The organism is Ruegeria sp. (assembly GCF_965199275.1).
Taxonomy (GTDB): domain Bacteria; phylum Pseudomonadota; class Alphaproteobacteria; order Rhodobacterales; family Rhodobacteraceae; genus Ruegeria.
On the sequence record NZ_CBDAQX010000035.1, the window covers coordinates 212,175 to 236,404 of the forward strand.

Sequence of the window (24,230 nt, forward strand, 5' to 3'; positions counted from 1 at the left end):
CCAGCCCAAGAAACCAGAAACCGGCAACATAACTGTTTTTTGACTTGCCGTTCGCGCCATGGCACGATCTGACCGATTTAAGCTCAGGCCCTTCGGGTAATATTGAATGATCTGGCCCCAAAGCCTAAGAGGAATAACCCGACCGGTTTCGACCACGAGGGGCAACTAGATTGAGAGGCACTATGACACGCAAGGTCACCAAGGCGATTTTCCCCGTAGCAGGACTTGGAACACGCTTTTTGCCCGCGACGAAATCCGTCCCTAAAGAGATCATGACGCTGGTTGACCGCCCTCTGGTCCAGTACGCCATCGACGAAGCCCGCGCTGCTGGGATCACCGAGTTCATATTTGTCACGTCCCGCGGGAAATCCGCGCTTGAGGATTATTTCGACCATAACCTCGTTCTGGAACAAGAGCTGAAAGCCAAAGGCAAGGACAAGCTGCTGGATACGCTCAATGCGACAAACATGGAAAGCGGCGCCATCGCCTATATCCGCCAGCACAAGGCGCTTGGGCTTGGCCACGCTGTCTGGTGCGCGCGCCGCCTGATCGGGGATGAGCCTTTCGCCGTCATGCTGCCCGATGACGTTATCGCCGCCGACAAGCCATGTTTGCAGCAGATGATCGAAGCTTATGAAGAAACCGGCGGCAATATGGTTGCCGCGATGGAAGTTCCGCCAGAACAAACCAGCTCTTACGGGGTGTTGGATGTGGGCGACAATGTGGGCACGGTCGTGCGCACGCGTGGCATGGTCGAAAAACCTAAGCCTGAGGACGCCCCTTCTAACCTCGCAGTCATCGGACGCTATGTGCTTGGGCCATCAGTTCTGTACAATTTGAACCAAAAAAAGAAGAGCAGCGGTGGAGAAATCCAGCTGACCGACGCCATCGCCGAAGATATCCGCAACGGTGTTCCAGTCTTTGGCTACAAATTTGACGGACAGCGCTTCGATTGCGGATCGAAAGCTGGGTTCCTGCAGGCAACGGTCGCATTTGCCTTGGCCCGTGACGATCTGCGCGGTGACCTGAGCGCGTATCTGCACGACCTTGTTTCGGCAGAGAAAGCTGCCCAATAAGCGGGCGGTAAGACACACAAATGAAAGACGCTGTGCGATCATGACAACCGTATACCCAGTAATTCTATGTGGGGGTTCTGGAACCCGTTTGTGGCCGCTCTCCCGGAAAAGCTATCCCAAGCAGTTTGTGCCCCTGCTGGGCGAAAACAGCCTGTTGCAGGATTGCGCCCTCAGAATGCGTGGGCCAGAAGCTGCGCCTTACGCCAAACCTGTGGTCCTCACGAATGAGGCGTTTCGGTTCGTCGTGCCGGAGCAATTGACCGAGATCGGCATAGACCCCGGCCCGGTCCTGATCGAACCCGAGGGGCGCAACACTGCACCCGCAGTTCTGGCCGCAGCCTTGTTCCTGAATGAAATCGACCCGGATGCGGTTATGTTGGTTGCCCCCTCTGACCACGTTGTCCCCGATACCAACGCATTTCACGACGCGGTCATTGAAGGTTTACGCGCGATTGCCGAGCGTGGCGATCTGCTGACCTTCGGTATCACTCCGGATCGGCCGGAAACCGGCTATGGCTATCTGAAACTGAGCCAAACGCCCAAAACCCGCGCAGTCCCTCTGGATCGGTTCGTTGAAAAACCCGATCTCGAAACCGCCCAATCCATGCTGGCCGATGGCAGCTATCTGTGGAACTCGGGCATCTTCCTGTTCGCTGTTCGGGACATCATCGCGGCGTTCGAACAACACGCGCCTGCCCTTTTGAGCCCTGTCGAAAACGCTGTCGAAAACGCCAAGAGTGACCTTGGCTTCCTCAGACTGGATGCCGAGGCTTGGTCTGAGGTCGAAGACATCTCGATCGACTATGCCGTGATGGAGAAAGCGGACAACCTGAGCGTTGTGCCCTATGCGGCTGGGTGGTCGGATGTAGGCAGTTGGTCCGCGGTGCAAGAGTTGACCCATCCGGACGCAGATGGCGTCGCGACTTCCGGTGAGGTTACGGCGATTGACTGTCAAAACGTGCTGGTCCGCTCGGAATCTTCGGCGCAGGAAGTTGTTGCGCTGGGTCTGCAAGACGTGATCGCCGTCGCCATGCCCGACGCAGTTCTGGTCGCCAGCATGGACAAGGCGCAGGACGTCAAAAAGGCCGTGACCGCGCTGAAGGCCAAAGGTGCGAAACAGGCCGAATCCCTGCCCGTGGATCACCGCCCTTGGGGCTGGTTCGAAAGCCTGGTGATCGGGGACCGGTTTCAGGTCAAGCGCATCCACGTCCACCCCGGCGCGGCGCTCAGCCTGCAATCGCATCACCACCGGTCCGAACACTGGATCGTGGTGGAGGGCACCGCCAAGGTCACAATCGACGAGGAAGAGCGTCTGGTTTCTGAAAATCAGTCTGTCTACATTCCTTTAGGTGCGGTCCATCGGATGGAAAACCCCGGCAAAGTGCCCATGGTTCTGATCGAGGTCCAGACAGGCACGTATCTGGGTGAGGATGACATCATCCGCTATGAGGATATCTATTCACGCAGTTAAACTGTTTAATTCAGGTTCTTGCACTAGATTCAGACAAAAAGGTAAACGGAAAAACCTCCGGGCGTTCGCTGCGGTCAGATAGATTTCATGCGCCCTGCGGCAGGGTAGCGCGCAACGAAATGTCGGACCGACAGCCTAAGGAGGACGCCCGTGTCTCAGACCTCACCCCGATTGAACCTGCCGTTTTTGCAGCCGTCTCAGGCGCAGAAACATGTCACCCATAACGAGGCCCTGCGCCAGTTGGACCTCGTGGTGCAGCTGAGCGTCGTGTCGACCAGCAGCACAAATCCACCCGCCGCCCCGGAACAGGGTGAGATTCATGGGCTGGGTGCAAACCCGACCGGAGATTGGGACGGTCATGCGGGTGAATTGGCTGCCTGGATTGATACCGCTTGGCATTTCCTGATCCCGCAGACAGGCTGGCGCGCCTGGGATCAGACCGATGGACAGGTGAAACTGTGGGACGGTAGCGCGTGGGTTAACCCTCCGGTCGAGACGTCTAACTTGCCCGGTGTGGGTGTGGCGACAGGCTATGACAGCACCAACCGCCTATCCGTTCGCGGCCCCGCAACGCTGCTGAGCCATGAGGGCGGAGGGCACCAGCTGAAGATCAACAAGTCGGGTTCTGGCGAAACCGCGTCGCTGCTGTTTCAGTCCAACTGGACGGGTCACGCCGAGATGGGCCTTTCCGGCAGCACCGGATTCTCGATCAAGGTGTCACCGGACGGCGGCAGTTGGACAGACGCGCTTCGCCTTGATCCCGCCACGGGTATCGCCAGCGGCGCCGCCGTTCAAAACAGCCCGACGGATACCACGGCCGGACGCCTGATGCGGGCGGACTATGGCTATGGGCCCGGCAATCTGCTGGGGTCGGTGTCGGAAAACACGGGCACTCCGACGGGTGCAGTGATCGAGCGCGGCAGCACCGCAACAGGCGACTATGTCCGTTTCGCCGATGGCACACAGATTTGTACCTCGACCCTGACCGACACAGGTTGCACCACCAGTGACGGCGCGCTGTTTGCCAGCACGACCGAGACGTGGACCTTCCCGGTCGCTTTTGCAGCGACCCCATCTGTCAGCGGCAGCGGCGGCGGCACGGGCCGGTTCTTGGGGGCCGACGAACCTTCGACCAGCCAAGTGGTGTGCAAGGTTCTTTCCACCAGATCAGATGCAACAACCCGCGCACCGTCTATCACCGCGATTGGACGTTGGTTCTAAGGTAAATGGCCCGGACCTTGGGGTTCGGGCCTCTATTTCGCGCGAAGATCGCCCTGAGACTGTTCAAGAAACCAAGCGTAGGTTTCGCGAATACCGTCCTCAAGCTCGATCGAAGCCGTCCATCCCATATCCGCCAGACGTGACACATCCATCAACTTGCGCAGGGTCCCATCGGGTTTTGAGATATCCTGCGTGATCCGCCCCTTGAAGCCCGTGACCTGCGCCACCAGCGCCGCAAGTTCGCCAATCGAGATGTCAGACCCGCACCCGACGTTGATATGGCTAAGCATCGGCTGCGTGTTCGCCTCGTAGATGTCACGCGGAAGGTCCAGCACAAACAGTGACGCCTCGGCCATGTCATCCACGTGCAGGAATTCACGGCGGGGTTTGCCGGTGCCCCAGATCACGACCTCATCCACACCATCCCGCTGCGCTTCGTGGAAACGGCGGATCAGGGCGGGCAGCACATGGCTGTTTTCGGGGTGGAAATTGTCGCCCGGCCCATAGAGATTGGTCGGCATGACCGAGCGATAATCCACCCCGTGCTGCCGGTTGTAGCTTTCGCACAACTTGATCCCAGCGATCTTGGCCACCGCGTAGGGTTCGTTGGTGGGTTCCAGAATACCCGTCAGCAGGGCGTCTTCGCGCATCGGCTGTGCCGCCTCACGCGGGTAGATGCATGAGCTGCCAAGCTGGAGTAGGTGTTTGACTCCGGCCTCAAATGCCTGATGGATCACGTTGCATTCGATCATCAGGTTTTTGTAAATAAAATCAGCTGGGTAGGTATTGTTGGCATGAATACCACCCACCTTGGCCGCAGCCAGCACAACCACATCGGGTTTCTCAGCCTGCATGAAGGCGCGTACCGCAGCTTGATCGGTCAAATCCAGTTCGGAATGCGTGCGGGTGATCAGGTTCAGGGCCTCTCCAGCCGCCTGCCGATCCTGCAATTTGCGCAGGATGGCTCCGCCAACCATGCCACGGTGCCCTGCTACGTAGATTTTGCGCATGGTTGAGTCCTCAGCCGTTTTCCAAGCTCACGGGCATCTCATATCCGTGTTGCTTCAACAGAGCGTGGCGCTGGGCTGTCTTGAGGTCTTCGCGCACCATCTCTTCGCACATGTCCTGTACCGTCAACTCGGGCACCCAGCCCAGTTTCTGCTTGGCTTTGGACGGATCACCCAACAGAGTCTCCACCTCAGCCGGACGGAAGTAGCGGGGGTTGATCCGCATCACGACATCCCCAGGCTTCAGCGCCGGAGCCTTGTCGCCCTCTACAGCTTTGACGGTTGCAATTTCATCAACGCCTTCGCCGGTGAATTCCAGCGTCACGCCCAGCTCGGCGGCGGACCACTCGATGAACTGACGCACGGAATATTGCACCCCGGTCGCGATCACGAAATCCTCGGGCGTGTCCTGCTGCAGCATCAGCCACTGCATGCGGACATAGTCCTTTGCATGGCCCCAGTCCCGCAGGCTGTCGATATTGCCCATATGCAAGCAATCTTCGAGACCCTGCGCAATATTCGCCAGGCCGCGCGTGATTTTACGGGTCACGAAGGTCTCACCCCGGCGCGGGCTTTCGTGGTTGAACAGGATGCCGTTGCAGGCATACATCCCGTAGGCCTCACGATAATTCACGGTAATCCAGTAGGAATAAAGCTTGGCCACAGCATAGGGCGAGCGCGGGTGGAACGGCGTGGTCTCGCGTTGAGGTGTTTCCTGCACCAGCCCATAAAGCTCGGAAGTGGAGGCCTGATAGAAGCGGCACTTCTCCTCCAGTCCCAGAAACCGGATCGCTTCGAGAAGACGCAGCGTCCCAATCGCATCCACGTCAGCCGTGTATTCGGGAGACTCGAAGCTGACCGCCACATGCGATTGGGCCCCGAGGTTGTAGACCTCATCAGGCTGCACCTGCTGGATAATCCGCGTCAAGTTGGACGTGTCGCTCAGATCGCCATAGTGCAGATGCAGCTTGGGATTCGGTTCGTGTGGATCCTGATATATATGGTCGATCCGCTGCGTGTTGAACGACGAGGCGCGCCGCTTGATTCCATGCACCTCATAGCCTTTTTCCAACAGGAACTCGGCCAGATACGATCCGTCTTGACCGGTAATACCGGTGATCAATGCCGTTTTGGTCATAGATGTGCCTCGTTTCCATAAATGCGTCGGTTCGAAGTCTCAAAAACAGCAAGACCGTATGGAATGCAACCCAAGGCGACAATCTGGCATTGCACCTGACGACAATTTCTTTGATTGTGCAGGCGCATTTCGGCCGAGACTACGAGACTAAAAGAGGAATTCGAGCTTGCGTATTGCGATGATCGGCACCGGCTATGTGGGTTTGGTGTCAGGGGTGTGTTTTTCGGATTTCGGCCATGATGTGATCTGTGTCGACAAGTCCGAGCAGAAAATCCAGATGCTGCAAGCCGGTGAGGTTCCGATTTATGAGCCGGGGCTAGACACTCTGATGGCTAAGAACGTGGCTGCCGGACGGCTTAGTTTTACGACCAACCTGCAAGACGCCGTAGACGGGGCGGACGCGGTTTTCATCGCCGTAGGCACACCGACGCGACGCGGGGACAATCACGCGGATCTGACCTATGTGATGGCAGCAGCCGAAGAGATCGCCAATGCATTGACCGACTATGCGGTGATCGTGACAAAATCCACCGTGCCCGTCGGTACCAACCGCAAGGTGCAGCAGGTCGTCACTGCCGCAAATCCGAATGCGCAGTTCGATGTGGCCTCGAACCCGGAGTTCCTGCGTGAAGGGGCCGCGATCGACGACTTCATGCGCCCTGACCGGGTTGTTGTCGGCGTGGAAAACGACCGTGCTGCCGAGGTCATGGCCGAGATCTACCGCCCGCTCTACCTGCGAGATTTCCCGATCCTGACCACCGATCTGGAAAGCGCCGAGATGATCAAATACGCCGCTAACGCGTTCCTCGCGACCAAGATCACCTTCATCAACGAGATTGCCGGCCTCTGCGAGAAAGTGGGCGCCGACGTCAAGGAGGTTTCGCGCGGCATCGGGTTGGACGGCCGGATCGGAAATAAATTCCTACACGCGGGGCCCGGCTACGGCGGCTCGTGCTTTCCCAAGGATACCGCCGCTCTGGCCCGGATCGGGCAGGAACACGCGCATCCAATGCAGATCACCGAGGCCGTGATCCGCGTCAATGACGGTGTGAAAAAGCGAATGATCGACAAGATCCGCGACGCTTGCGACGACAGTTTCAACCGCAAGACCGTGACGGTGCTGGGGGTGACTTTCAAACCCAACACCGACGATATGCGCGACGCCCCGTCCCTGACCATCATTCCGGCCCTGATCGGCGGTGGGGCCAAAGTACGCGTGGTCGACCCGCAAGGCCGTGCCGAGGGTGAGACGCTGCTGCCCGGCGTGGATTGGTGTGACGACCCATACGCGGCGGCCAAGGATGCGGACGTCGTTGTTCTTCTGACCGAATGGAACGAGTTCCGTGCCTTGAACCTAAGCGAACTTGGTGGAGCGATGAAGACGCCGCGCATGGTGGATCTGCGCAACGTCTATTCTCAGGACAGTGTCGAAAAAGCAGGTTTTGAAACCTATGTGGGGGTCGGGCGTTAACCGCCCACCTCAACCTGCATAGAGCGGAACCGACGCGTCTGCCCCTTCGGCCAGTGCTTTGCTCTGATCCCGCCGCACTTGCTCATACGTTGTTAATGCATCGGATGAGAACAATTCTGTAGGTGCTTGAACTGGCACAAAATTGCTGTGTCTGTCCGACCCTCTCGCCAGCAATGCATAGTCTCGGTCCGCCACCAATTGTTGCGCGCCCGGGCTGAGATAGCGGATGGCCAGTCCGATCCGCCGGTCCTCGGACTGGTTCGGCCCTGAACCGTGGATCGTCAGCCCGTGATGCAGCGACATCTGACCAGGCGCGAGTTCGATATGGGTCTTGTCGGTTTCGGCAACTTCGATGGCCACCTCTTGCCCGCGGGACAGCAGGTTCGTTTCCGAATAAGTATCGGTATGCGGCAAGATCGGGTTCTTGTGGCTGGCGCGCACGAAATCCATACACCCGCTACTTACCGTCGCCGGGGACAGAGCGATCCAGGCCGTGACCTGATCCGGCGTTTCCCCCATGCCCCAATAGGTCAGGTCTTGATGCATACCTACCGTTTGCACGGTGTTGGCTTCCTTGATGAAAAACTCGGCCGACCAGATCATGATATCAGGGCCCAGAACGCCCTCAACCACATCCAGAACGCGAGGATCCTGCGCGATCCGCGTCGCCAGTGGCATGACCAGATGCGCATTGACCCGCTTGTAGGTGTTCAAGGGCAAGGGCAGATCAGCCTCCAGCCAGTCACTCTCAATCTGTTCAAGCTCGTTTCGGAAACCGGCGGCCTCGGATTCTGAAAAGACGGAGAGAGGAAAGAGATAGCCATCCTCCCAATACTGGTCGGATTGTTGCTGCGTTAACGTCGTCGCCATGGGGTCACCTACTCACTGTATGCGCAAAGGGTATCCGCGAGTGAGAACACGTCAAAACCAAACCTCTTGCCCGTCAGGATAAGTTTAGCTTAGCCTGCGCTGCATGTTGCCTCGCATCCCATCCCTCAACTGGTTACGCGTGTTCGAAGCAGCCGCCCGCACGGAGAGTTTTTCCCGCGCAGCATCGCAGTTGAACATGTCACCAGCCGCCGTCAGCCAACAGGTCAAGGCACTTGAGTCCCGGCTAGGCACGCCGCTGTTTCACCGCCATGCCCATGCTGTCACGCTGACGGAAGCCGGACGTGCCTACCTGCCCTCGGTCCAGCAATCCCTGCTGATGCTGGAAACGGCCACCACCGGGTTGTTCGGTGAGACGCGGGAACAGAGGTTATACGTTCAGTCGGTTTTGTTGTTTGCCCATGGTGTCTTGGCCAAAGGCCTGCCCGCATTTCAGGCCGCGCATCCTCAGATCAATCTTTCGCTCACCACCGGCAATGCGAATTCGGATTTCACCAACCAGTTCACAGATCTACAGATCGTGTTTGGCAATCCCGCGCTGTTTGGCACTGAAGGAGATGAACTGCTGTACGAGGTTCTGTTTCCCGTCGCCCCGCCTGAGATTGCTGCACAGATCCGTACCCCGCAGGACCTACTGCAATTCACCCTGATCGAAGTATCGACCCATCGTGCCAGCTGGCTCTATTGGTTCGAAGCGCTGCGTCTGCCGGCGGGGCAGGCCCGGTTCTTCTTTGCTGACAACTCGATCATGGCGGCCGAGCTTTCCGCCTGCGGGCTTGGGATCGCACTGGCCCGCGCGCCCGCATCCGACCGTATCATGGAGGGGTCAGGACTGGTGTCTTGCCTACCCGACTTGCAGGTCAGCGGGCAAGAGGCCTATCACCTGATCTATCCCTCTCGTACAGATTTACGCCGGCCAGCCCGCCTGTTCCGCGACTGGCTGCTGGATTACAGCGCCGCCGTCCAAACGCGGTAACGACCCTGACCGGTGACTTCGCGGACCAAACCGCGGCGGGTGAAGCGGTCGATGTTGCGCTGTACTGCAGCGCGCGAGGCTTGTGTAAGTTCCTCGGCAAGAGGGGCCGAGACCATGGGCCAGGCCCGCAAAGCGTCAATCAGCAATGGCGGCGTACGACCGCTGAGGTCGGCTGTTGCCTCTTTAGCCCGCGTCTCCCACGCGTTGATCCGGTCGAGATGCAACAAGGCTGCGAGGGCCGCCTGCCCGGCCCCGCGAATCCAGGCGGCCAGTTTTTCCTCGGGCGACCCAACACCACGCAGCGCGCCCGGACCGGACAGCGCCAGCGGCATGAAAAGCGCCCCGCCCCGCCCCATCGAGGCCGCATGCCGCGCGGCAATGACGGCCGCCTCTGTATCCTGACCGGGTCCTTGAGAGACAGCCCGCCATGCATGAAAGGCGATCGCGGCCTGAGTGACGGGGTGCAGCGCCTCGACGCTGCGCATCACGTCCGACAGGTCTGCAATGGCCTCCGGCACCTCTTCGATCCCTTGCGCCATCCGGTCCAGAAATGCGGTCAGCCCGGCCTCCCACCGGTCATGGGAAGGCGACGCACCGGATGACAGGCGACGCACCGCCCACCCTGCCCGATACAAGGCTTGCACATCATCACCAGTTGCTCCGATCCTCAGACTTGTCCAAAGCGCCAGACGTTCGACACTGATCCGGTCCCCCGTCCACCAGCCCAGATCGGAGACATCCATCAAGGCCAGACGATGGGTCCACCCTTCCGGCCCCGCCCGCAGTCGCTCATCCAATGCGCCAAAGGTCACCGCCAAATCCGCAAGCTCGGACGACAACCCGGATTGCGCAGCTTGCCACTCTCTGGAATCGAACAATTGCCGTTGATCGGCCCGAGGGCCGGGGGTTAGGAAATCATCCTGTGGCGCGTCTTCCTCGGGTGGGAGAAACCAAAGATCCTCCTCATCCTCGGGGTCACCATCATAGATGCTGCGTGGCCCGAGGTCTTCGGCCTCATCATCAGGTTCGGATATGAGGGGTTTGGGCTTCATACCCGCATTCTTCGGCTATTTCCGACCAGTCACAAGGGGTTTTCCATTTGGATGACCAGCTTTCCCGACATGTATTGGAAATTCCGCCCAAAAGGCCGGGCATCCAAGTCCCGTCGCGGATCTAGACTTCAGAGCAGACTTATCCCTGACAGCCGCCCATCGCCCACCGGCGCAGGTTGACCTTCAAACCACCGCCAAACGGATGCTGCTTGGCCACGTTGCCTGCCGCTGGGCGTTTGACATAGGTCTGAGCCTGATCGCACAGGGCCTCATGCGTCCACTGGTGGCAACTCGAACAATTCTGATCTTTCCACAACTCATCCGGCAGCCCGTCAATCGGCGGGAACTGAGGCGAGCCTGCGACCAGTTCCTCGATCGACTTGCCCCGGACATGAGTGTTGCCGAATGTCAGGATGGATTTCATGGTGACCGCTGCTCCGGCGTCGATGCTGCCCGAATTCTGCGCCTCGGGCGCTTCGACATTGGGTTCTGCTTTGCGCGTCACAGTCTCGCTTTCCAACTGAAGGGCCGCCAGACGCTCGACCGCCTGATCGGCAAAGGCGCCGCTGGGAAAGCTGTGAAGATAGACTTCATAAGAATGGATCGAATCGTCCACCTGCGCCAATTCATACATCAGACGGTCCGTCTCGGTCGCTTCCGGGGCCTCTTGCGTTGGCGTGGGCGTGGGCAGAGTGCCGAAAGACTCGGCCAAAATCGTCTGCAGCAGATCATTGGCCTGCGATGCATGAACACTGTCTGGATAGGCCCGCTGAAACAGCATGATCTTCACCGGGTCGCGGCTGTTCACAGCCTCCTGCCACTGTTCTTCTTCGGTTTGCTCCGGTTTCGCGATCAGTGTTTCATTCGCACGTGCAAAGGCGAAATCCTGCGTCAGGGACGAGGTATCCCACGGCGTTTGCAGCCCCCGCTGTGCCCCGACAGAATTAATGCTCAATCGGGCCTATCCGGGCCTATCCGGGCCTATCTGGGATGAGGGGCGTTAAACCGCGCAGAATAAGGGGTTTTTCGGGTGCTTGAGGAGGCGTGACGATGAGGGCTCAAAATCGGGCTTGCGACAGTGATTTGCCCAATCTCGACCGCTCAGTGGTTCAGATCGCCGGAAAACGCTGGTTTTTTCTTCGCATTTCAGGGCCCGGAATCGGGCGGATTTTCCACGATCTGCGCAGGCCAGAACACCCGGATTGCGCCGATCGGTCAGAGCGCGTGGCATTGGCGTTTAACGGGGCTTTGAAGATGCGTTTAGGGCCTGTGTTAGGGCGGTTCAGGGACGGCCCCACCAGTCGGGCGGTTCGATCCCGAGGATGTCCCATGGCGGTGTCCAGGCCTTGCCCTCGGCATCAGGCCATCCCTGCCGGGCTGCGGCCTCTTCCTCAGGGGTATCAAGGCAGTCGATACCGTGCAGATCGACCCATGCGGTGATCTGCGCAATGGCCTCGCGGACGCAATCCCGCAATCGGTGAATCTCTGCGGGTTCGGGCAGGCCCGCACCCCAGGGGAACCGCAGGCCGTTTCTGACAGCCCCGATGGAGCATCTCAGTTCCACGGCGAATCCGGCGCCGCAGGTCGGTTTGCCGGATTTGAGTGTTTGACGGAGCCAGTCCACGGATTGCCCTGGCTCATGATCGTAGAGGAAATCACCGAACAGCCGATCATCGAGCTCTTCGCGATCGCGTGGGTCGCACTCGGTGAGACCGTGCCTTTCGAGGTCTTCCCATGTCAGGAAACCAGCCATTCGAGAAGTCCTGCGATCAGTTGCTCCATGCGGTCTTCGCCAAAGCGCATCAGGTTGACGCGGCTGCCCCCGGCGATGGCGTGAGCATAGTTGACGTAGCCTGCGCGGTCCAGTGCGCTGGCGGCGGCATGGGAGGCCAGCCGCTGCATGGCGGGGGCGTTCATGTCGAGACCGGCCGCTTGCTCGTTGATGCGCAGCGTGGCCAGTTGCCAGAGGCGATTGGCGGTGTGGCCAAGCCCGGGGCGGGGATCGGTGGCGCGGAAGAGCGAGCCATCATGGCCCACGGCGACGACGCGCACGAGGCCGGGTCGCTTTTCCAGCTGCTCAAGATCAACAGATGACAGGGCTGCGGAATCGGGATGATTGTGCACGACGCCGATACGGCGGGCCGGGTCTCTCAATATGTCGAGCATCTCCGGAGACAAGTCGACCCGGTCTCGCGCGCCCTCCACCCATTCCACGGGTGCGGCATTGCCGCCACGCACGGGGGTGTCGGCGTCGAGATCGATGGCGGCGAGATGTTCATTGCCGGTTCTGAGGCCGCGTGCGCGGGCTTCGTGGATCAGCCCCAGTTCGATGCCGCGCGCCACCGGGTCCAGGCCCTCGGCGATGGCATCATGGCGGCCCTGCTCGGCGAGGAATGTGGCCCCGGGGTTGGTCTCAAAGCCCGGCGTGATGCCCTTGGGAACCTCAAGGCTGCGCCCGGTGCGGGGATCGGTCAGGCTGCGGGTTTCCATTGGTGGCTCGGTGGCGACGGTCAGGCCCCGGCGTTCCAGCGCGCGGGCGGAGAGCTGGCGGGTGGTACAGGCGCAGAAATAGCCGTTGGGCGGGAAATGCGCGGCCCACCAGATATGATCGACCGGCACAACCAGCCCGTGGAAAGGCTGATGCGCCGCGCGGCGGCTGGCGCGCTGGAGCTGGATATATTCGAGATAGGGAAAGACCTCTTTGGTGCGCTGGATGCGCATCCAGCGTCCGGCGGCATATGCGGTGCGCAGGTTGGTGTCGAATATGACGGCAAGGCGGCGTTTCGAGCCAAGCTGTACGATGCGGGTCTCGCCGGTGAGCGGATCGGTCATGCTCTTGCGGCCCCACCATCCGGCGGCCTTGAGCTTTGGCTCCAGCGCCGCGCGGAACTGCTCCATGGTCCAGCCCCCGGCGATGGCCTCGTCCACGGCTTCGCGGATCGTGGCCAGCAGATCGTCCTGCATCGCCTTGGCGACCACGAAGCCGCGCGCATGGGAGGCGCCCCACCAGTCGCGCCAGGAATAGCGCCCTTCAGGCGGGGCGTAGCCCTTGGCGCGAAAGAACTCTATGGCTTCCCGGGGCTGAAGCGCTGTGGCGGTGGCCAGTGGCGTGAGATCGATCGGGTCAGCCATGGGGTCACGCCTCCGGATCGCTTTCGGGCATCACCGGCGCATCGGCGGTGCCTGCGAGCTGGGCTGCAAAATCAGCGCGCGCGTAAAGCCCGGCCAGCGCTTCGGCGGCTGGGTGGGTGGCCAGTTCCGCCAGCCGGTCGCGCAACGCTTGAAGCGTTTCCGCCTCATCCAGTGCGCCCTGAACGGGAATGAGCGTGGCAGCGGCGGCCTCTGTGGCAATATCGGGGCCGATGAGATGGCCGACCAGCCCGGTGATGGCATCACCCGGGGCGCCGCCGGGCGGCGCGGCAAACTCTGCGGTGGGATCAGACATGTCGGGCGGCCTGTCGGGCCGGGGGGCCGGCTCTTCCCAGACCCCACCATAGGTCTCTTCGATATAGCTGCGCGCGGGGCGCAGGCCGGAGGCCTGGGTGATGTAATAATCGCGTTTTGCGCGGATCTCGAGGTCCTCGGGTGGTGCGGTATCGCGGTAAAGCCGGGGCACGGCAGCCCCGGGAAAGTTCCAGTGGGTGAGCCATGTGGCCACGCTGGCGTGCAGGCATTCGGAAAGCCGGTGTTCGTCACTGGCGATGAGGGCCTGAAGGGTTTCATTCTGGACCCTGGCTGTGCCCACATGCTGGCCGATCTCGGAGGTGGCGTGCTGGCCCACCACCGCTTCGGCGATCATGCGGTCCAGAGCGGACAGCATGGAGCGGAAGTCTCCGCCCCCCGAGCCGGCCCCGCCCCCCGAGCCGCCGGAGCGGGCGGCGGCCAGCGTTTCCACCGACTGGCCCTCGGGCAGCGCGATGCAACTGGCTGTCACCGCCTGTCCCATGATTGCCAGCAGCGCATCGATCTCCGGTTGCAGTGCATCCTGTCTGTATTTGCCCACCAGCACCGGCGCCCCGAACTTCTCCAGCGCCACCGACCACATGCGCAGCACCTGCCGCTTGAGCCAGACCGGCCAGATGCACCAATGCGCGGCCCCCAGCCCGAAGGGTTGCCCGCCATGGCGCGGCGGGGTGCGGTGCAGGATGTATTTTGCCGGCGGCAGCGGGATCCCGGCCGGATGGCTCCGGGTGATCAGCAGCGGCTCGAGCGTGGTCCGGTCATGGCGGATGAGGCGCGGATCGCGACTGCGGATATCGACCAGCCGGACGCGGTGCCCCTCCACCGCCCAAAGGCATTCGGAGATCGCATAGCCATACCAGATCGCGTGCAGAAGCGCCCGGCTGACCCGGTTCATGTCGAGGCCGCCCAACTGCAAGCGCAGATCGTCGGCGGCCGCCACGTCCCGCGCGCGCGTGCCGCCGGGTTCGATCACCAGGGGGGCCGCCAGCAACCCGTCGATGCGCTGGCCCAGCACGGCGGTGGCCTTGCTGTCGGTCAGGGCGATCTCGGCGGCGTCCAGTCCGGCGTCATCGCCCGGGACACCGCCAAAGCCGCCCGGCCCGCCGGCCAGCGCGCTGCCCAGACCTTCCAGCCAGCCTGCGGTCTGACCCCAGATGCCGGTTCCGCCCAGCCGGGCGGTCTGGGCCGGTGCGGCCCGCTCTGCGGTATCGGGGCGCTTGGGGACATCACTGTCACGGGGATCCATGGCTTACCTCCAGCCAACAGGGCCCGCCAGCGGCGAGCGGATGATGTCGAGATCGGGATCGGCGCGGTAGCCCGCGCCCGCGCCTGGCCCGCCGCCCAGCCCGGCGGAGCTGAGTTGCGGACCCGGCCGCATCTCGAAGGGTCCTGCCACCGAGGCGGCTCCGAAGGCCGCGAGCGCCAGGGCCCAGAAGCGATCGGCATGCCCGTCACTGTCCTTGCGGTCGGCAACAAGGCGCGGCGCCCCGGAGACCGAGGGTTCGGCGCGCACGGAATGCAGATCATCCCAGAGCGCGGGATCGGCGGGAATGCGAATGCGGCGATCCTCGAAGGCCTCGCGCAGGGCGCCGGCCACATCGAGCTTGCGGGCCGCCGACAGGAGCACCCCTTCCACGGTGAGCGCGCCATGGTCTTCCTGGTACTGCTCGACCACCGCCTCGCCCATGCCGGTCTGATCGACCAGGATGCGCAAGGGGCGGTGCGCGCGCGCAAGACGGCGCATTTCGGCGCGCTGTTCGGCAAAGGTTTTGTTGTCCAGTGTGACAATCTCGCGCAGCCAGAGCGTGCCCCCATCATCTTCCAGCACGGCGGCCACCCAGAGGTCGCGACGGCGCGCCACATCAACACCGATATAGCAGGGACCGGAGCCGCGATGGTCGGGGTTTCCGGCGCGCGCGTCGCGTGAGGCGGCGCGGATGAGATCATAAAGCAGCCAGGCCCCGCCGCCCGCCGAAGGCACGCAGTCGAGCTCTTCCGGCCCGTGGCGGCCATATTGGGCGCGGATGGCGGCCTCCCAGGCGGTTTCGGCCGGCTGCGTGAGCGGTTGATCGGTAAGCTGTGCAATCCGCCCATAGAGCCCCTGAGCGAGCGCGTCACGCAGTGTCACCCGGTGGAGCGTGCCCGGCTGGCGAGCCTCCCGGATATCGCGCACCAGCGTGTTGAACGGGTTGGCCTCGCCGTTATGGGTGGAGATGATCCGCACCCGGCCGCCCCAGGTCAGAAACGCAAGCGCCGCTTTCAGCACCGCGTCGAGCGTGTCGACAAAGGCGGCCTCATCGATCACCGCCACATCGCCCGGACGGCCCTTGCCCCGAAACCCGCGTGGGGAAGAGGTCATGGCGAGGATCTGTTTGCCCGAGGCCAGCGCGATCCGGAAGGCCTGGATGTCGCGGCCCTCATCATGGATCAGAACCTCGCCGGCCGCCCCGGCCGCGATGTCGAGGTCCTCGGCCCAGCCCGCGCAATCGTCGATGAAGCCGCGCGTCATGTCGCGTGCGTAGCTCTGATAGTAGATATCGCCCCGGCCCGTGCCTGCATGCATCACCGCGTGATAGGCCTCGGCCCAGCTGATCCCGATGCGGCGGGACTTCTCGATCACGGCCAGCGGGGCGGGGTCCCCCACCCAGGCCGATTGATAGGGCAGAAGGGTCCTCATGCATCACCACCCTCGACCGCCTGCCGGATCAGGGCGGCAACATCCGGGCTGAGACCGGCCCCGCGCGCGGCCGCCCCGGCCCGTTCTCCCCCGGCGCGGCGCTCGGCCTCGGCCAGGCGTTTGCGTTCCTTGTCGGCCATTGCCTCGCGCAAGCCCGATGAGCTCATGACATCCTTCATCATCCGGCCCAGGAAATGCAGATCACGCGGATCGATCTCCCCGGCCTCCCGGGTCATCTGCGCTTTCATCACCTTGAAGGCCACGGTGGTGATCATCTCGAAGAGCACCGATTGGCGGCGGGCTTCCTCTTCCAGCCCGATCTCGTCCAGCCACCCCGCCGCCCAGCCGGTGGCCTCCTGCTGAAGGCGCGAGAACTCCCGGTGTTCCTGGCCGAACCGCTGCACCGTTGAGCGCCCGATCGTGACCAGCAGCCCCTTCTCGGCCAGGCGGTCATTGAGCGCGTCGGTGATCGTGTCATAGTCGGCAAACCCCTGCGCGGCGAGCTCTTCGCGCAGCCAGTCACGGATGGCCGAGGGCAGAAGATCGATCTTGCGCCGTCGCGGCATGTCACGGCCCCTTTGGTGCGGGCCGCCTCACGCCGGGATGGAGGGCCCGGCCTTGCGCGATATCCACGCCGCGCGCGGTGGCCGAGGCCAGAACGAAGCCCTCATGGTCCTCCAGCGTCACAAGCTCCTGTTCGCTGAGCCAGGCCAGCGTTGAGACCAGCCGGTCGCGCGAGGTGGTAATGCCCAGCCCATTGCAGACATCCATGAGGATCTCCGAGTTGGAGGCATATTCGAGACAGGCCGAAAGATGGGTGAGGATGGCCAGGCGGCGGTGGGCGTCCAGTGTTGCGGCATAGCTCATCTGCGGCTCTCTCCCAGAAGATGGTCCTCGATCCGGGTGATGGCGGCCGAAAGGGTGCCCACGGCCCTGGCATCGCGCTCCATGGCGGTGCGCAACTCCGAGACCGCGCCCGCCTGGCGTTCGATGGCAAGCTGCAGTCCGTGAATGTCCTCGCGGCTGGCCAGTCCGGCCACCGCGCCTTCCAGCCGCGTCAGCCGTTCGGCGTGGCGGTCGAGCCGGTCGGTGACATCTGCCCCGGGTTCGGATCGGGATGGGTGCGGGGAGGCGCTGCGCCGCAAAAGACCCAGCCGCTGCAGGGCCACCACGGCGCCGCCCAGAAGGCCCAGGATCGCAAGGAGCGCGGCAAAGCTCTGCCAGTCTTCAGGGGTGGGCATCATCAGCAGGCCTCCGGGAAAGATATGCGGGCAAAAGGGTCCTGCCCACATTAGCGGCTTTGCGCCACATCAGTCAGCGGACCATGGTCCGCTGCTCTGGTTATACCCGGGGCGGTGCGGGATCGTTGCAGACCGGACAGGGCACACCGCGCCGCACTTCACTGTCGGTCATGTCAAAAAGCCAGCCCGCCTCATGGCCGCAGCGGCCACATGTGAAATGCCCGCCCTTTGCGGTGCGCCAGCCGGGCATCAGGCCCGGAGCCTGCCCCCGGTCATCGGCATGCATCATCACGCGGCGCATCCGGGGTGGGGGCGTCAAACCCGGAAGCCAGGGCTGGCGGCGTTCAGTCTTCACTGTGAACCGCCCGCGCCGCCTCCAGCCAGGCCAGACAGGCGGCGCTCAGATCACCCCCGTGGGCGACGAGGCCGTGAAGCTGTATTTCCACGATGCCGCAGGCGAGCTGGGGGATTTCCACCTTTGCCCCGGTCTCGATGAGCGCCGTGGTTACCGCCTCGGTGATCGTCTCCACATCCTCCATTCTCGAAAGCCGCTCCAGAAGGGCGGCGCGGGCTGTGGTGCCGGGATCGGCGTTTTTGTCCTGTTCTTCCATATCCATATCCTTCATCTAGGTACATTCTCCCGCTTCCGCCTGGTACAGCGCCCGCCGGAAAAGGCGATCTGCGCCCGCCCCCCGGGCCGGCGGAAGGCACCCTGCCGGCTCATGGCTTGCGCGCCTCGCGCCGGTAGCGCCGCACGGTGCCGGTTGCAATACGCAAGGCGCGGGCGATCTCGCCTGTTCCCATGCCGCGCCCTGCCAGCCACAGCACCACCGCGCGGCGCGCCAGCGGCACCTCCAGCACATGACCGCCACAGCCCTGCATGAGCGCCTGTGCAGGCGCGTGACCCAGAAGGGCGATCAGGGCCTGGCCGTCGGGGCTTTGATCGCGCGCGGGCACCCGCCAGCTCTGCCCGCCATGTTCCAGCGCGATGGCAAGTGCTGCCTCGCGCCCGGCGTGATCGGCAATCTCGGCCAGGGAGGCCGGCAGGGGCGCGGATGCGCAAGTCTGATGCGGGCGGGTCAATGCTCAGGTCTCCGGCGGGCACCCCTTTGGTGCCGCAGGCTCAGCCGTTCGGCGCGGTTCGAGATCGGCCCGGCCTGGGCGTTGGTTATGGTGACGAGTGCGACCGTGCCATCTGCCGTGCGCCGCAGATGAAACCGCAGGCCGCCCCGGATCACCGCGCCCTCGCCAAAGGTGCGCATGGCGGCCTCCGCGCCCGGCACCTGCGCCGCAATCCGCGCCCTCAGCCCCTCCACATCCACACCCCAGCTGCGCTCGAGCCAGCGCAGCACCGCGTGTTCGGTGACATGCAGCGAAAAGTGGCTTGACCTATCCATTACGCAGCCCCCCGGTCTGGCGTCTCGCGCGACATGCGCCGCGCGGCCATCTTCCGGCGTCCGTATTCGGCAGGGGTGAGGCGAAGCCGCTTTGCCTCGATCCGCGTCTGCGCGCGCCGCTGCTGGCGGGTGAGGCGGGAGGCAGGCGGGATGGCCCTGTTGGCCTTCAGCTTTGCAACCCACCGCCTCTGCGCGCGCCCGACCCCTGCGCCCGGTGCGGCGCGCGTATACTGGCGCGTGTGCTGACCCGGGGGTGCGGGTGTGGCACGTCCGGCCTGAAGCGGCATGGAGGTCAGCCCCGCAAGCAGGGCGCCATAAAGCATCTGTGCCATCTTCATGGGGAGACCTCCGCATCTGCATCTGCCTGCGCCTCTGCGCGGGCCAGCATCGCGCGCAGCGACCGGATCACATCGGTGATGCAGCCCGTATCGGTCAGCGCATCCACATCGATGGGCACAAAGGCCCAATGCGCCCCGAAGCGCGCGCGGATGAAGGCGTTGAGCCCGGCGCGGCCCGGGCGTTTCAGCGCGCCCCGGCGCCCCAGTTCGCCCCAGAGCGCGTGAATGAGGCGCACGTCGCCCCTTTTGGCTTTGGGGCGGGGGTTTGCGCCGCTGTGGCTGTCCCGGTGGGCCGCGCTGGCGCCCTTCTGACCGCCCCTGTGGCCGCCCCCTGTGCCATCCGGGGCTCCGCCCCTGTGGCCGCCCCCTGTGCCATCCGGGGCTCCGCCCCTGTGGCCGCCCCCTGTGCCATCCGGGGCTCCGCCCGTTCGGCGCTTCATCCGTCCACTGGACGGATGACCGGTTGCACCGGACCGCGCCTCACCCTGCAGCGTGTTGAGATGGGCCAGTAGTCGGGCCAGGTCGCGGGCGGACATGTCCCGCATCGACGCCTTGCCGGTCACAGCCAGTTGCACATCATGGCGTGCGTCCGCATCGAGCCCGAGGGCGCGGCAGGCCCCGTGCGCCGCGCGCATCAGCCGGGCGCGGTCCCCTTCGGCATATCGGCGGGTGCGGGTCATGTCACCGCCGCCCCGCCCTGCGCTTTGCGCGCCGCGCGTTCGAACCTCTTCTGCCGCCGCGCGATCCGCATCCGCTGCGCTTTATGTTCGGGCGCCTTCATCGGCAGGCGCGTGACGGGCAGACCGGAGACCCCCTCGGGGATATGCCTGATCCGCCCGGCCGCCACCGCCGCGTCGATGAGCCTGCGCGCCTCGGCGGAGAGCGGGGCGCGCGTCATGCGGGTGCCAAAGACCGCCACCGCTCAGCCCGCCTTGGCCAGATCGATGCTGATCGGCTCCTAGGCCGCATCGGGGGTGGCGCGGCGATAACAGCGCATATAGGTTTTCGAGCCCACCACCCGCATCGCATCGCGGATCGCTTCCATCGCCCTGCGCCAGCGCCCGTCGGCGATATCGAGCCGCAGCAGGCTGTAGATGCCGGCGCGCGCGATCTCGCCCTCCTTGTCGACCTGGAAGGCGTGGGAGACGATGGTGCGGATCTCGGCGCGGCTGCCCTCGGCCCATTCGGCCAGGCATTCCTCCACCAGGTCGCGCGCCACCTGCAATTCGGGGCCGAAGGCGATGCGATCTGCGATCTGCACCTGCACCTTCATGGTGCCGTCATAGGACATATAGGTGCGGTTGCCCTTGACCGAGCGGCGGCTATGGCCGCCATATTCGGCCTCCAGGATCGCATCAAACCCGCCGATCTCGTCAAAGCAATGGGACCGGAACCGCCCGATCTGCCCCGAGAGATCACCGGCAAAATGAATGACCCGGCGCACCATCTCGTCCTGCAACTGGTCCTGCGGGCGCACCATCTCGAGCGGTGTCAGGCGCCCTTGTGCATCGCGCATGTAGCGCGCACCATCAATGTCCACCGTGGCCGCATCGATCCAGTTCAGCGGCGGCAGGCCCAGAGATACGGGACCGGCTTCGCTCTCCGGGTCACAGCCCTGGTCGATCCGGGCCTCGGGGCCCCTGTCGGGATGCGGGTTTGTCTGTGCCATAACATGTCCTTTCGATGTGTGAACTGTTGCAGGGGGTCTTTTGCAGCGGGGGTGCGGTCCCGGATCGGGGTCCTCAGCCCTCGGCCGCGTCCTCAAAATCCACATGCGCGAAGATCGCCGGCACCCCGTCTTCCAGCCCGACGTCATCGATCTCATGCAAGCCGCCCAGGATGTCGGCGATCCAGACCTCCTCATGGGCGGGCAGCTCAGAGAGCCGTTCGATCAGCTCCTCTACGCTCATGACAGCTCTCCCGCCGCCGCTTCGATATCGGCCTCCGTAATGGTCTCACGCCCGGCGCCGCGCGCGATCATCCAGGCCCGCGCCAGATGGCGGCGCAACCCGTGCAGCCCGCCGGGCCCTGCAGCGGCGGCGATCAGATGCTTCATCTCGCGGGCGCCCGGTTTGCGTCCCAGCGGTCCTGCGGCAATGGCGGCCACATCGTCGCGGGCCAGCGCCTTGAGATCGACCCGCATGCCGATCCGCCCCGTCACCTGCGGACAGCGCGCCAGCGTCATGCGGATGGTGTCATCGCCGATGAGCGCCAGCCCGCAGCCGGCCATGTCGCGAATGCAGCGGAGCTCATCAAGCAGGGGTGCGCGCAGATGATGCGCCTCATCGACCACGATGAGCGCGCCGCGCCCCTCAAGGCCGGCCACAATCGCCTGCTCGGCCTCCATGGAATGGGTCGGGCGTGCCCCCGCGCCAAGGGCTGTGCCGAGCCGCGAAAGCAGCCGGGGCAGGGTCGTGAGCGTCGGCGAGGCGCGCAGCCAGATCGCCTGCGCCCGGCCCGCGCAATGGGTCTCGGCCGCCCAGGTCTTGCCGCGCCCCGAGGGGCCATGGATCAGCGCCAGATCGCCGGCGGCCTGGGCATAGGCCAGCGCCGCGCTGACCGCCCGCGTGGCACAGGTCTCGGCATGGGCATCGAGCCGGGCCCCGCCAAAGGCATGGGCGGCGCGCTCGGCGCGGGTATCAAGCCAGCGCCCGATCCGCGCCTCCACGGCGTCATTGTCGCCGCCATAGCTGCCGTTCAGCCAGCTTGAGAGCGTGGGGGCGCTGACCCCGGGACCGATCTCGGCAGCAGCCCTGGCGCGCGACAGGCCAAAGGCGGCCATTTCCGCCTCCACCCGGGCGCGCAGCTCCGCCGGGGCGGGGGCCGCAGAGGCGGGATCGAGGACGCCAGAGGCGGGATCGGGGTTCGCAGACGGGCCGCGCGCCTCACGCGCAAGGGGTGTGATGTTTTCTGCCGGTTCCATCGGGGGTTCTCCTCTCTCAGATGCCTTCATCCAGAAACAGTTTCGCGGCCGCCTCCAGCGCAGGGCTGGCGCCCCCGGCCCCGCCAGCGGTGCGGCGGGAGGCTTTGGGTGCGGCGCTGGACGCAGACCCGCCTGCGCCCGCACGCGCCTCGGCCGCCTTGCCGGCCTCCTTGAGTGCCGGCGTCTCATGGGGTTGATCCGCCCGTGCCCCGCTGCGCGGCCCGACGCTGGAAAAGGCAATCACCTTGCCCGCCGCCGCCTCACCCGCGCTGAGCACATCCTCCATCGCCCCTTTGGGATTGTGGGCGCGGGCCAGATCGCGGGCGTCCTTGCGGGCGGCACTGTCGGCCTTGCGGGCCCGGGTTTTCGCCTGCGCCGCGATCCGGGTCAGATCAGCCCCGGTGCGCGCGGGGTCCTCGGCCATGAAGAGAAACCGCCCCTCAGGCGAAAACACGAAAAGACGCGCGGGATCAGCAGGGTCATAGCGCAGCTCCACCCGCTCACCCACGCGGGTGCCCATCTCCGGGGCGATGTACCAGATACCCCCCACCGAGAGGCCCTGCTTGGAGATGGTGCGGCGCGGCCCGTCTCCCGAGCGGCTCACCGGCTCGGCCAGGAGCGGATCAAGCGCGCGCGGATCACCGATCCGGCGCAGGGGCCTGTCCGGGTCTCCCGGCCAGGCCGCCATGCGCTGAAAAGGGCTCTCGCCGGTGCCGCCATGGGCGCGGCGCCCATAGATGGCCTCGACCCAGATGTCGCATTTGCGCTGCAGCTCCGCCCCGGAAAGCGCGATGTCAAAGGTCTCGGCCGCGTCCGTGCCGCGTCTCTGGGACATGGACTTTTTTGCCTCAAGCTTCTTGCGGTCCATCACGTCATGGCCGGTAAAGCCCGGCAGGAAGGCAAAGAGATCGCGCGTCATCGTGCCGAAGAAGCGCTCGATATAAGGTTTTGCCTCGGGCGTATAGGGCGGGCAGATGTCATGTTGGATGCCCAGGTCCGAGAGCACCCGGGTGAGATGGCGCGAGGTGTAGTCCCGGCCCTCATCGGTGCGCGCCACCTCCGGCACGCCCCAGTCGACAAGGCAGCGCCGCAGGAGCGCGCAGATCGCCGTTGCCCGGCTGGTGGGTACCACCAGAACCTTCGCCCGGCGCGCCCAGACATCAATGGCCCCCACGATCGTATGCCGCCCGTCGGTGCAGATCACATCCGCAGGCGTCGAATCCAGTTCCCAGAGCGCGTTGGGCGCGCGCACTTCCGCCGCCGCGCACCCAAGCGCAGGGGCCAGCCGCGCGCGATGCCCGTCAGGATCAGAGACGGCCGAGAGCGCACGGGCGTTCTCCGCATCGCCCCGCCAGGTCTTCAGCCAGCGCTGTGTCGCGCGCAAGGACGGCGTCTTGCCATAGCGCGCCTTCAGCACCCGCACCACATGGGAGGCGGTCAGATGGGGCCCATGCTCATGGATCAGCGCAAGGGCGCAGTCGCGCATCTGCGCGTCACTGAGCGGCCCGCAGCGCCCGCGCCCGGGCCGGTCGGTCAGCACCACCAGCCGCGCCTCGGGTGCCAGGCCCTGGCAGGTCAGACGCCAGCGGCGCACGGTGTCACCTGTCACCCCGGCGCCTTTTGCGGCCCGGGCATCCGCATCCGCCCGCGCTATCCCTGTGGCTATCAATCGCTCGGAGGCCGCCACCGCATCCAGCCGCATCCGCGCCTGCGCCAGTGCGGCAGACGAGCGGGGTGCGCTCGGGGGTGCGTCTGAACGAGACGGAAGACCGGCGGAAGGCACCGTGCCTGAACGGGTCTTTGAGGGGGCCTTGAGGGGGTTTGCATTTGACAGGCCTGGGGGCGTGGAGGGGCCTTGCAGGGGCGCTGCAGGGGGCGGGCTTGGCGATATG

At 64.2% G+C, this 24,230-nt stretch carries 28 protein-coding genes; 5 read left to right on the forward strand and 23 right to left on the reverse strand.

The genetic code is table 11. The features are described from left to right. Window positions 1–182 precede the first annotated feature (182 nt). From galU to ACOERD_RS29650, 3 genes are all read left to right on the forward strand, one after another. Window positions 183–1,076, forward strand: coding sequence for a UTP--glucose-1-phosphate uridylyltransferase GalU (galU, locus tag ACOERD_RS29640; RefSeq protein WP_419741366.1), 894 nt, complete (start codon window positions 183–185; stop codon window positions 1,074–1,076). Between the two features lie 40 nt (window positions 1,077–1,116). Then, window positions 1,117–2,547 (forward strand): mannose-1-phosphate guanylyltransferase/mannose-6-phosphate isomerase, encoded by a 1,431-nt coding sequence (locus ACOERD_RS29645; RefSeq protein WP_419741367.1) that lies wholly within the window; start codon window positions 1,117–1,119, stop codon window positions 2,545–2,547. Window positions 2,548–2,697: 150 nt separating this feature from the next. Then, window positions 2,698–3,768 carry a DUF2793 domain-containing protein gene (locus tag ACOERD_RS29650; protein WP_419741368.1) on the forward strand — a complete coding sequence of 357 codons (1,071 nt, stop codon included), beginning with the start codon at window positions 2,698–2,700 and terminating at the stop codon, window positions 3,766–3,768. A gap of 32 nt (window positions 3,769–3,800) precedes the next feature. Here the strand turns inward: ACOERD_RS29650 and fcl are convergent, their stop codons facing one another. Together fcl and gmd are read right to left on the reverse strand one after the other, a co-directional pair. After that, window positions 3,801–4,778, reverse strand: coding sequence for a GDP-L-fucose synthase (gene fcl / locus ACOERD_RS29655; protein WP_419741369.1), 978 nt, complete (start codon window positions 4,776–4,778; stop codon window positions 3,801–3,803). 10 nt (window positions 4,779–4,788) lie between these two features. Beyond that, complete coding sequence (gene gmd / locus ACOERD_RS29660; RefSeq protein WP_209253444.1) at window positions 4,789–5,913, reverse strand: GDP-mannose 4,6-dehydratase; 1,125 nt, start codon at window positions 5,911–5,913, stop codon at window positions 4,789–4,791. A 166-nt stretch (window positions 5,914–6,079) separates the two neighbouring features. Between gmd and ACOERD_RS29665 the strand changes: the two genes are divergently transcribed. Next, window positions 6,080–7,384: a UDP-glucose dehydrogenase family protein gene (locus tag ACOERD_RS29665; RefSeq protein ID WP_419741370.1), complete on the forward strand. Its 1,305-nt coding sequence runs from the start codon at window positions 6,080–6,082 to the stop codon at window positions 7,382–7,384. 9 nt (window positions 7,385–7,393) lie between these two features. Here the strand turns inward: ACOERD_RS29665 and ACOERD_RS29670 are convergent, their stop codons facing one another. Then, entirely contained in the window at window positions 7,394–8,254 is an 861-nt protein-coding gene (locus ACOERD_RS29670) for a phytanoyl-CoA dioxygenase family protein (protein WP_419741371.1), read from the reverse strand. Window positions 8,255–8,357: 103 nt separating this feature from the next. On the opposite strand from ACOERD_RS29670, the gene ACOERD_RS29675 reads away from it, so the two are divergent. Next, window positions 8,358–9,248, forward strand: coding sequence for a LysR family transcriptional regulator (locus ACOERD_RS29675; protein WP_419741372.1), 891 nt, complete (start codon window positions 8,358–8,360; stop codon window positions 9,246–9,248). Here the strand turns inward: ACOERD_RS29675 and ACOERD_RS29680 are convergent. The 20 genes from ACOERD_RS29680 to ACOERD_RS29775 all read right to left on the reverse strand — a co-directional run bounded on the left by ACOERD_RS29680 (window position 9,221) and on the right by ACOERD_RS29775 (window position 24,040). Next, window positions 9,221–10,300 carry a helix-turn-helix domain-containing protein gene (locus ACOERD_RS29680; RefSeq protein ID WP_419741373.1) on the reverse strand — a complete coding sequence of 360 codons (1,080 nt, stop codon included), beginning with the start codon at window positions 10,298–10,300 and terminating at the stop codon, window positions 9,221–9,223. The two genes, ACOERD_RS29675 and ACOERD_RS29680, sit on opposite strands and share 28 nt — an antisense overlap. Window positions 10,301–10,439: 139 nt before the next feature. Then, window positions 10,440–11,255 carry a hypothetical protein gene (locus ACOERD_RS29685; protein ID WP_419741374.1) on the reverse strand — a complete coding sequence of 272 codons (816 nt, stop codon included), beginning with the start codon at window positions 11,253–11,255 and terminating at the stop codon, window positions 10,440–10,442. A 327-nt stretch (window positions 11,256–11,582) separates the two neighbouring features. Continuing rightward, window positions 11,583–12,053, reverse strand: a complete 471-nt coding sequence (locus tag ACOERD_RS29690; RefSeq protein WP_419738688.1) for a hypothetical protein — start codon at window positions 12,051–12,053, stop codon at window positions 11,583–11,585. Beyond that, window positions 12,038–13,264 (reverse strand): phage minor head protein, encoded by a 1,227-nt coding sequence (locus tag ACOERD_RS29695; RefSeq protein ID WP_419738687.1) that lies wholly within the window; start codon window positions 13,262–13,264, stop codon window positions 12,038–12,040. Before ACOERD_RS29695 ends, ACOERD_RS29690 begins: the two co-directional genes overlap by 16 nt. Before the next feature lie 172 nt (window positions 13,265–13,436). Further along, window positions 13,437–15,008 carry a phage portal protein family protein gene (locus ACOERD_RS29700; protein WP_419741375.1) on the reverse strand — a complete coding sequence of 524 codons (1,572 nt, stop codon included), beginning with the start codon at window positions 15,006–15,008 and terminating at the stop codon, window positions 13,437–13,439. 3 nt (window positions 15,009–15,011) lie between these two features. After that, on the reverse strand, window positions 15,012–16,439 hold the full coding sequence (locus tag ACOERD_RS29705; RefSeq protein WP_419738685.1) for a hypothetical protein: 1,428 nt from the start codon (window positions 16,437–16,439) through the stop codon (window positions 15,012–15,014). Then, a complete protein-coding gene (locus tag ACOERD_RS29710; protein ID WP_419737724.1) occupies window positions 16,436–17,005 on the reverse strand; it encodes a phage protein Gp27 family protein in 570 nt (189 codons plus the stop codon). The genes ACOERD_RS29705 and ACOERD_RS29710 overlap by 4 nt, the downstream gene beginning before the upstream one ends. A gap of 1 nt (window position 17,006) precedes the next feature. Continuing rightward, window positions 17,007–17,306: a hypothetical protein gene (locus ACOERD_RS29715; RefSeq protein WP_419737723.1), complete on the reverse strand. Its 300-nt coding sequence runs from the start codon at window positions 17,304–17,306 to the stop codon at window positions 17,007–17,009. Beyond that, window positions 17,303–17,731, reverse strand: coding sequence for a hypothetical protein (locus ACOERD_RS29720; protein ID WP_419738523.1), 429 nt, complete (start codon window positions 17,729–17,731; stop codon window positions 17,303–17,305). The genes ACOERD_RS29715 and ACOERD_RS29720 overlap by 4 nt, the downstream gene beginning before the upstream one ends. Window positions 17,732–17,780: 49 nt before the next feature. Then, the gene (locus tag ACOERD_RS29725; RefSeq protein WP_419737721.1) at window positions 17,781–18,035 is read right to left on the reverse strand and encodes a hypothetical protein; all 255 of its coding nucleotides are present in this window, start codon (window positions 18,033–18,035) and stop codon (window positions 17,781–17,783) included. Next, entirely contained in the window at window positions 18,025–18,306 is a 282-nt protein-coding gene (locus ACOERD_RS29730; protein ID WP_419737791.1) for a hypothetical protein, read from the reverse strand. Before ACOERD_RS29730 ends, ACOERD_RS29725 begins: the two co-directional genes overlap by 11 nt. 94 nt (window positions 18,307–18,400) lie before the next feature. After that, window positions 18,401–18,763 (reverse strand): hypothetical protein, encoded by a 363-nt coding sequence (locus ACOERD_RS29735; protein WP_419737792.1) that lies wholly within the window; start codon window positions 18,761–18,763, stop codon window positions 18,401–18,403. Beyond that, the gene (locus tag ACOERD_RS29740) at window positions 18,760–19,077 is read right to left on the reverse strand and encodes a hypothetical protein (RefSeq protein ID WP_419737793.1); all 318 of its coding nucleotides are present in this window, start codon (window positions 19,075–19,077) and stop codon (window positions 18,760–18,762) included. The genes ACOERD_RS29735 and ACOERD_RS29740 overlap by 4 nt, the downstream gene beginning before the upstream one ends. Further along, complete coding sequence (locus ACOERD_RS29745) at window positions 19,077–19,415, reverse strand: hypothetical protein (RefSeq protein ID WP_419737794.1); 339 nt, start codon at window positions 19,413–19,415, stop codon at window positions 19,077–19,079. Before ACOERD_RS29745 ends, ACOERD_RS29740 begins: the two co-directional genes overlap by 1 nt. Further along, the gene (locus ACOERD_RS29750) at window positions 19,412–20,095 is read right to left on the reverse strand and encodes a hypothetical protein (protein ID WP_419737911.1); all 684 of its coding nucleotides are present in this window, start codon (window positions 20,093–20,095) and stop codon (window positions 19,412–19,414) included. The genes ACOERD_RS29745 and ACOERD_RS29750 overlap by 4 nt, the downstream gene beginning before the upstream one ends. Continuing rightward, entirely contained in the window at window positions 20,092–20,313 is a 222-nt protein-coding gene (locus tag ACOERD_RS29755; protein ID WP_419737796.1) for a hypothetical protein, read from the reverse strand. The genes ACOERD_RS29750 and ACOERD_RS29755 overlap by 4 nt, the downstream gene beginning before the upstream one ends. Before the next feature lie 60 nt (window positions 20,314–20,373). After that, window positions 20,374–21,084: a DUF3164 family protein gene (locus ACOERD_RS29760; RefSeq protein WP_419741376.1), complete on the reverse strand. Its 711-nt coding sequence runs from the start codon at window positions 21,082–21,084 to the stop codon at window positions 20,374–20,376. A gap of 73 nt (window positions 21,085–21,157) precedes the next feature. Beyond that, window positions 21,158–21,325, reverse strand: coding sequence for a hypothetical protein (locus ACOERD_RS29765; RefSeq protein WP_419739066.1), 168 nt, complete (start codon window positions 21,323–21,325; stop codon window positions 21,158–21,160). Beyond that, on the reverse strand, window positions 21,322–22,338 hold the full coding sequence (locus ACOERD_RS29770; RefSeq protein WP_419737913.1) for an AAA family ATPase: 1,017 nt from the start codon (window positions 22,336–22,338) through the stop codon (window positions 21,322–21,324). The genes ACOERD_RS29765 and ACOERD_RS29770 overlap by 4 nt, the downstream gene beginning before the upstream one ends. Before the next feature lie 16 nt (window positions 22,339–22,354). Beyond that, complete coding sequence (locus ACOERD_RS29775; RefSeq protein WP_419741377.1) at window positions 22,355–24,040, reverse strand: Mu transposase C-terminal domain-containing protein; 1,686 nt, start codon at window positions 24,038–24,040, stop codon at window positions 22,355–22,357. Window positions 24,041–24,230: the final 190 nt, after the last annotated feature.

Coding starts and splice junctions, on each gene's coding strand:
- ACOERD_RS29670 (WP_419741371.1), bottom strand. CDS start 8,254: ATGGCGACGACGTTAACGCAGCAACAATCCGACCAGTATTGGGAGGAT.
- ACOERD_RS29690 (WP_419738688.1), bottom strand. CDS start 12,053: ATGGCTGGTTTCCTGACATGGGAAGACCTCGAAAGGCACGGTCTCACC.
- ACOERD_RS29675 (WP_419741372.1), top strand. CDS start 8,358: ATGTTGCCTCGCATCCCATCCCTCAACTGGTTACGCGTGTTCGAAGCA.
- ACOERD_RS29645 (WP_419741367.1), top strand. CDS start 1,117: ATGACAACCGTATACCCAGTAATTCTATGTGGGGGTTCTGGAACCCGT.
- ACOERD_RS29745 (WP_419737794.1), bottom strand. CDS start 19,415: ATGAAGATGGCACAGATGCTTTATGGCGCCCTGCTTGCGGGGCTGACC.
- ACOERD_RS29700 (WP_419741375.1), bottom strand. CDS start 15,008: ATGGATCCCCGTGACAGTGATGTCCCCAAGCGCCCCGATACCGCAGAG.
- ACOERD_RS29760 (WP_419741376.1), bottom strand. CDS start 21,084: ATGGCACAGACAAACCCGCATCCCGACAGGGGCCCCGAGGCCCGGATC.
- fcl (WP_419741369.1), bottom strand. CDS start 4,778: ATGCGCAAAATCTACGTAGCAGGGCACCGTGGCATGGTTGGCGGAGCC.
- ACOERD_RS29770 (WP_419737913.1), bottom strand. CDS start 22,338: ATGGAACCGGCAGAAAACATCACACCCCTTGCGCGTGAGGCGCGCGGC.
- ACOERD_RS29695 (WP_419738687.1), bottom strand. CDS start 13,264: ATGCAGGACGATCTGCTGGCCACGATCCGCGAAGCCGTGGACGAGGCC.
- ACOERD_RS29705 (WP_419738685.1), bottom strand. CDS start 16,439: ATGAGGACCCTTCTGCCCTATCAATCGGCCTGGGTGGGGGACCCCGCC.
- ACOERD_RS29775 (WP_419741377.1), bottom strand. CDS start 24,040: ATGCGGCTGGATGCGGTGGCGGCCTCCGAGCGATTGATAGCCACAGGG.
- ACOERD_RS29715 (WP_419737723.1), bottom strand. CDS start 17,306: ATGAGCTATGCCGCAACACTGGACGCCCACCGCCGCCTGGCCATCCTC.
- ACOERD_RS29750 (WP_419737911.1), bottom strand. CDS start 20,095: ATGACCCGCACCCGCCGATATGCCGAAGGGGACCGCGCCCGGCTGATG.
- gmd (WP_209253444.1), bottom strand. CDS start 5,913: ATGACCAAAACGGCATTGATCACCGGTATTACCGGTCAAGACGGATCG.
- ACOERD_RS29755 (WP_419737796.1), bottom strand. CDS start 20,313: ATGACGCGCGCCCCGCTCTCCGCCGAGGCGCGCAGGCTCATCGACGCG.
- ACOERD_RS29740 (WP_419737793.1), bottom strand. CDS start 19,077: ATGGATAGGTCAAGCCACTTTTCGCTGCATGTCACCGAACACGCGGTG.
- ACOERD_RS29720 (WP_419738523.1), bottom strand. CDS start 17,731: ATGTGGGCAGGACCCTTTTGCCCGCATATCTTTCCCGGAGGCCTGCTG.
- ACOERD_RS29730 (WP_419737791.1), bottom strand. CDS start 18,306: ATGAAGGATATGGATATGGAAGAACAGGACAAAAACGCCGATCCCGGC.
- ACOERD_RS29680 (WP_419741373.1), bottom strand. CDS start 10,300: ATGAAGCCCAAACCCCTCATATCCGAACCTGATGATGAGGCCGAAGAC.
- ACOERD_RS29710 (WP_419737724.1), bottom strand. CDS start 17,005: ATGCCGCGACGGCGCAAGATCGATCTTCTGCCCTCGGCCATCCGTGAC.
- ACOERD_RS29765 (WP_419739066.1), bottom strand. CDS start 21,325: ATGAGCGTAGAGGAGCTGATCGAACGGCTCTCTGAGCTGCCCGCCCAT.
- galU (WP_419741366.1), top strand. CDS start 183: ATGACACGCAAGGTCACCAAGGCGATTTTCCCCGTAGCAGGACTTGGA.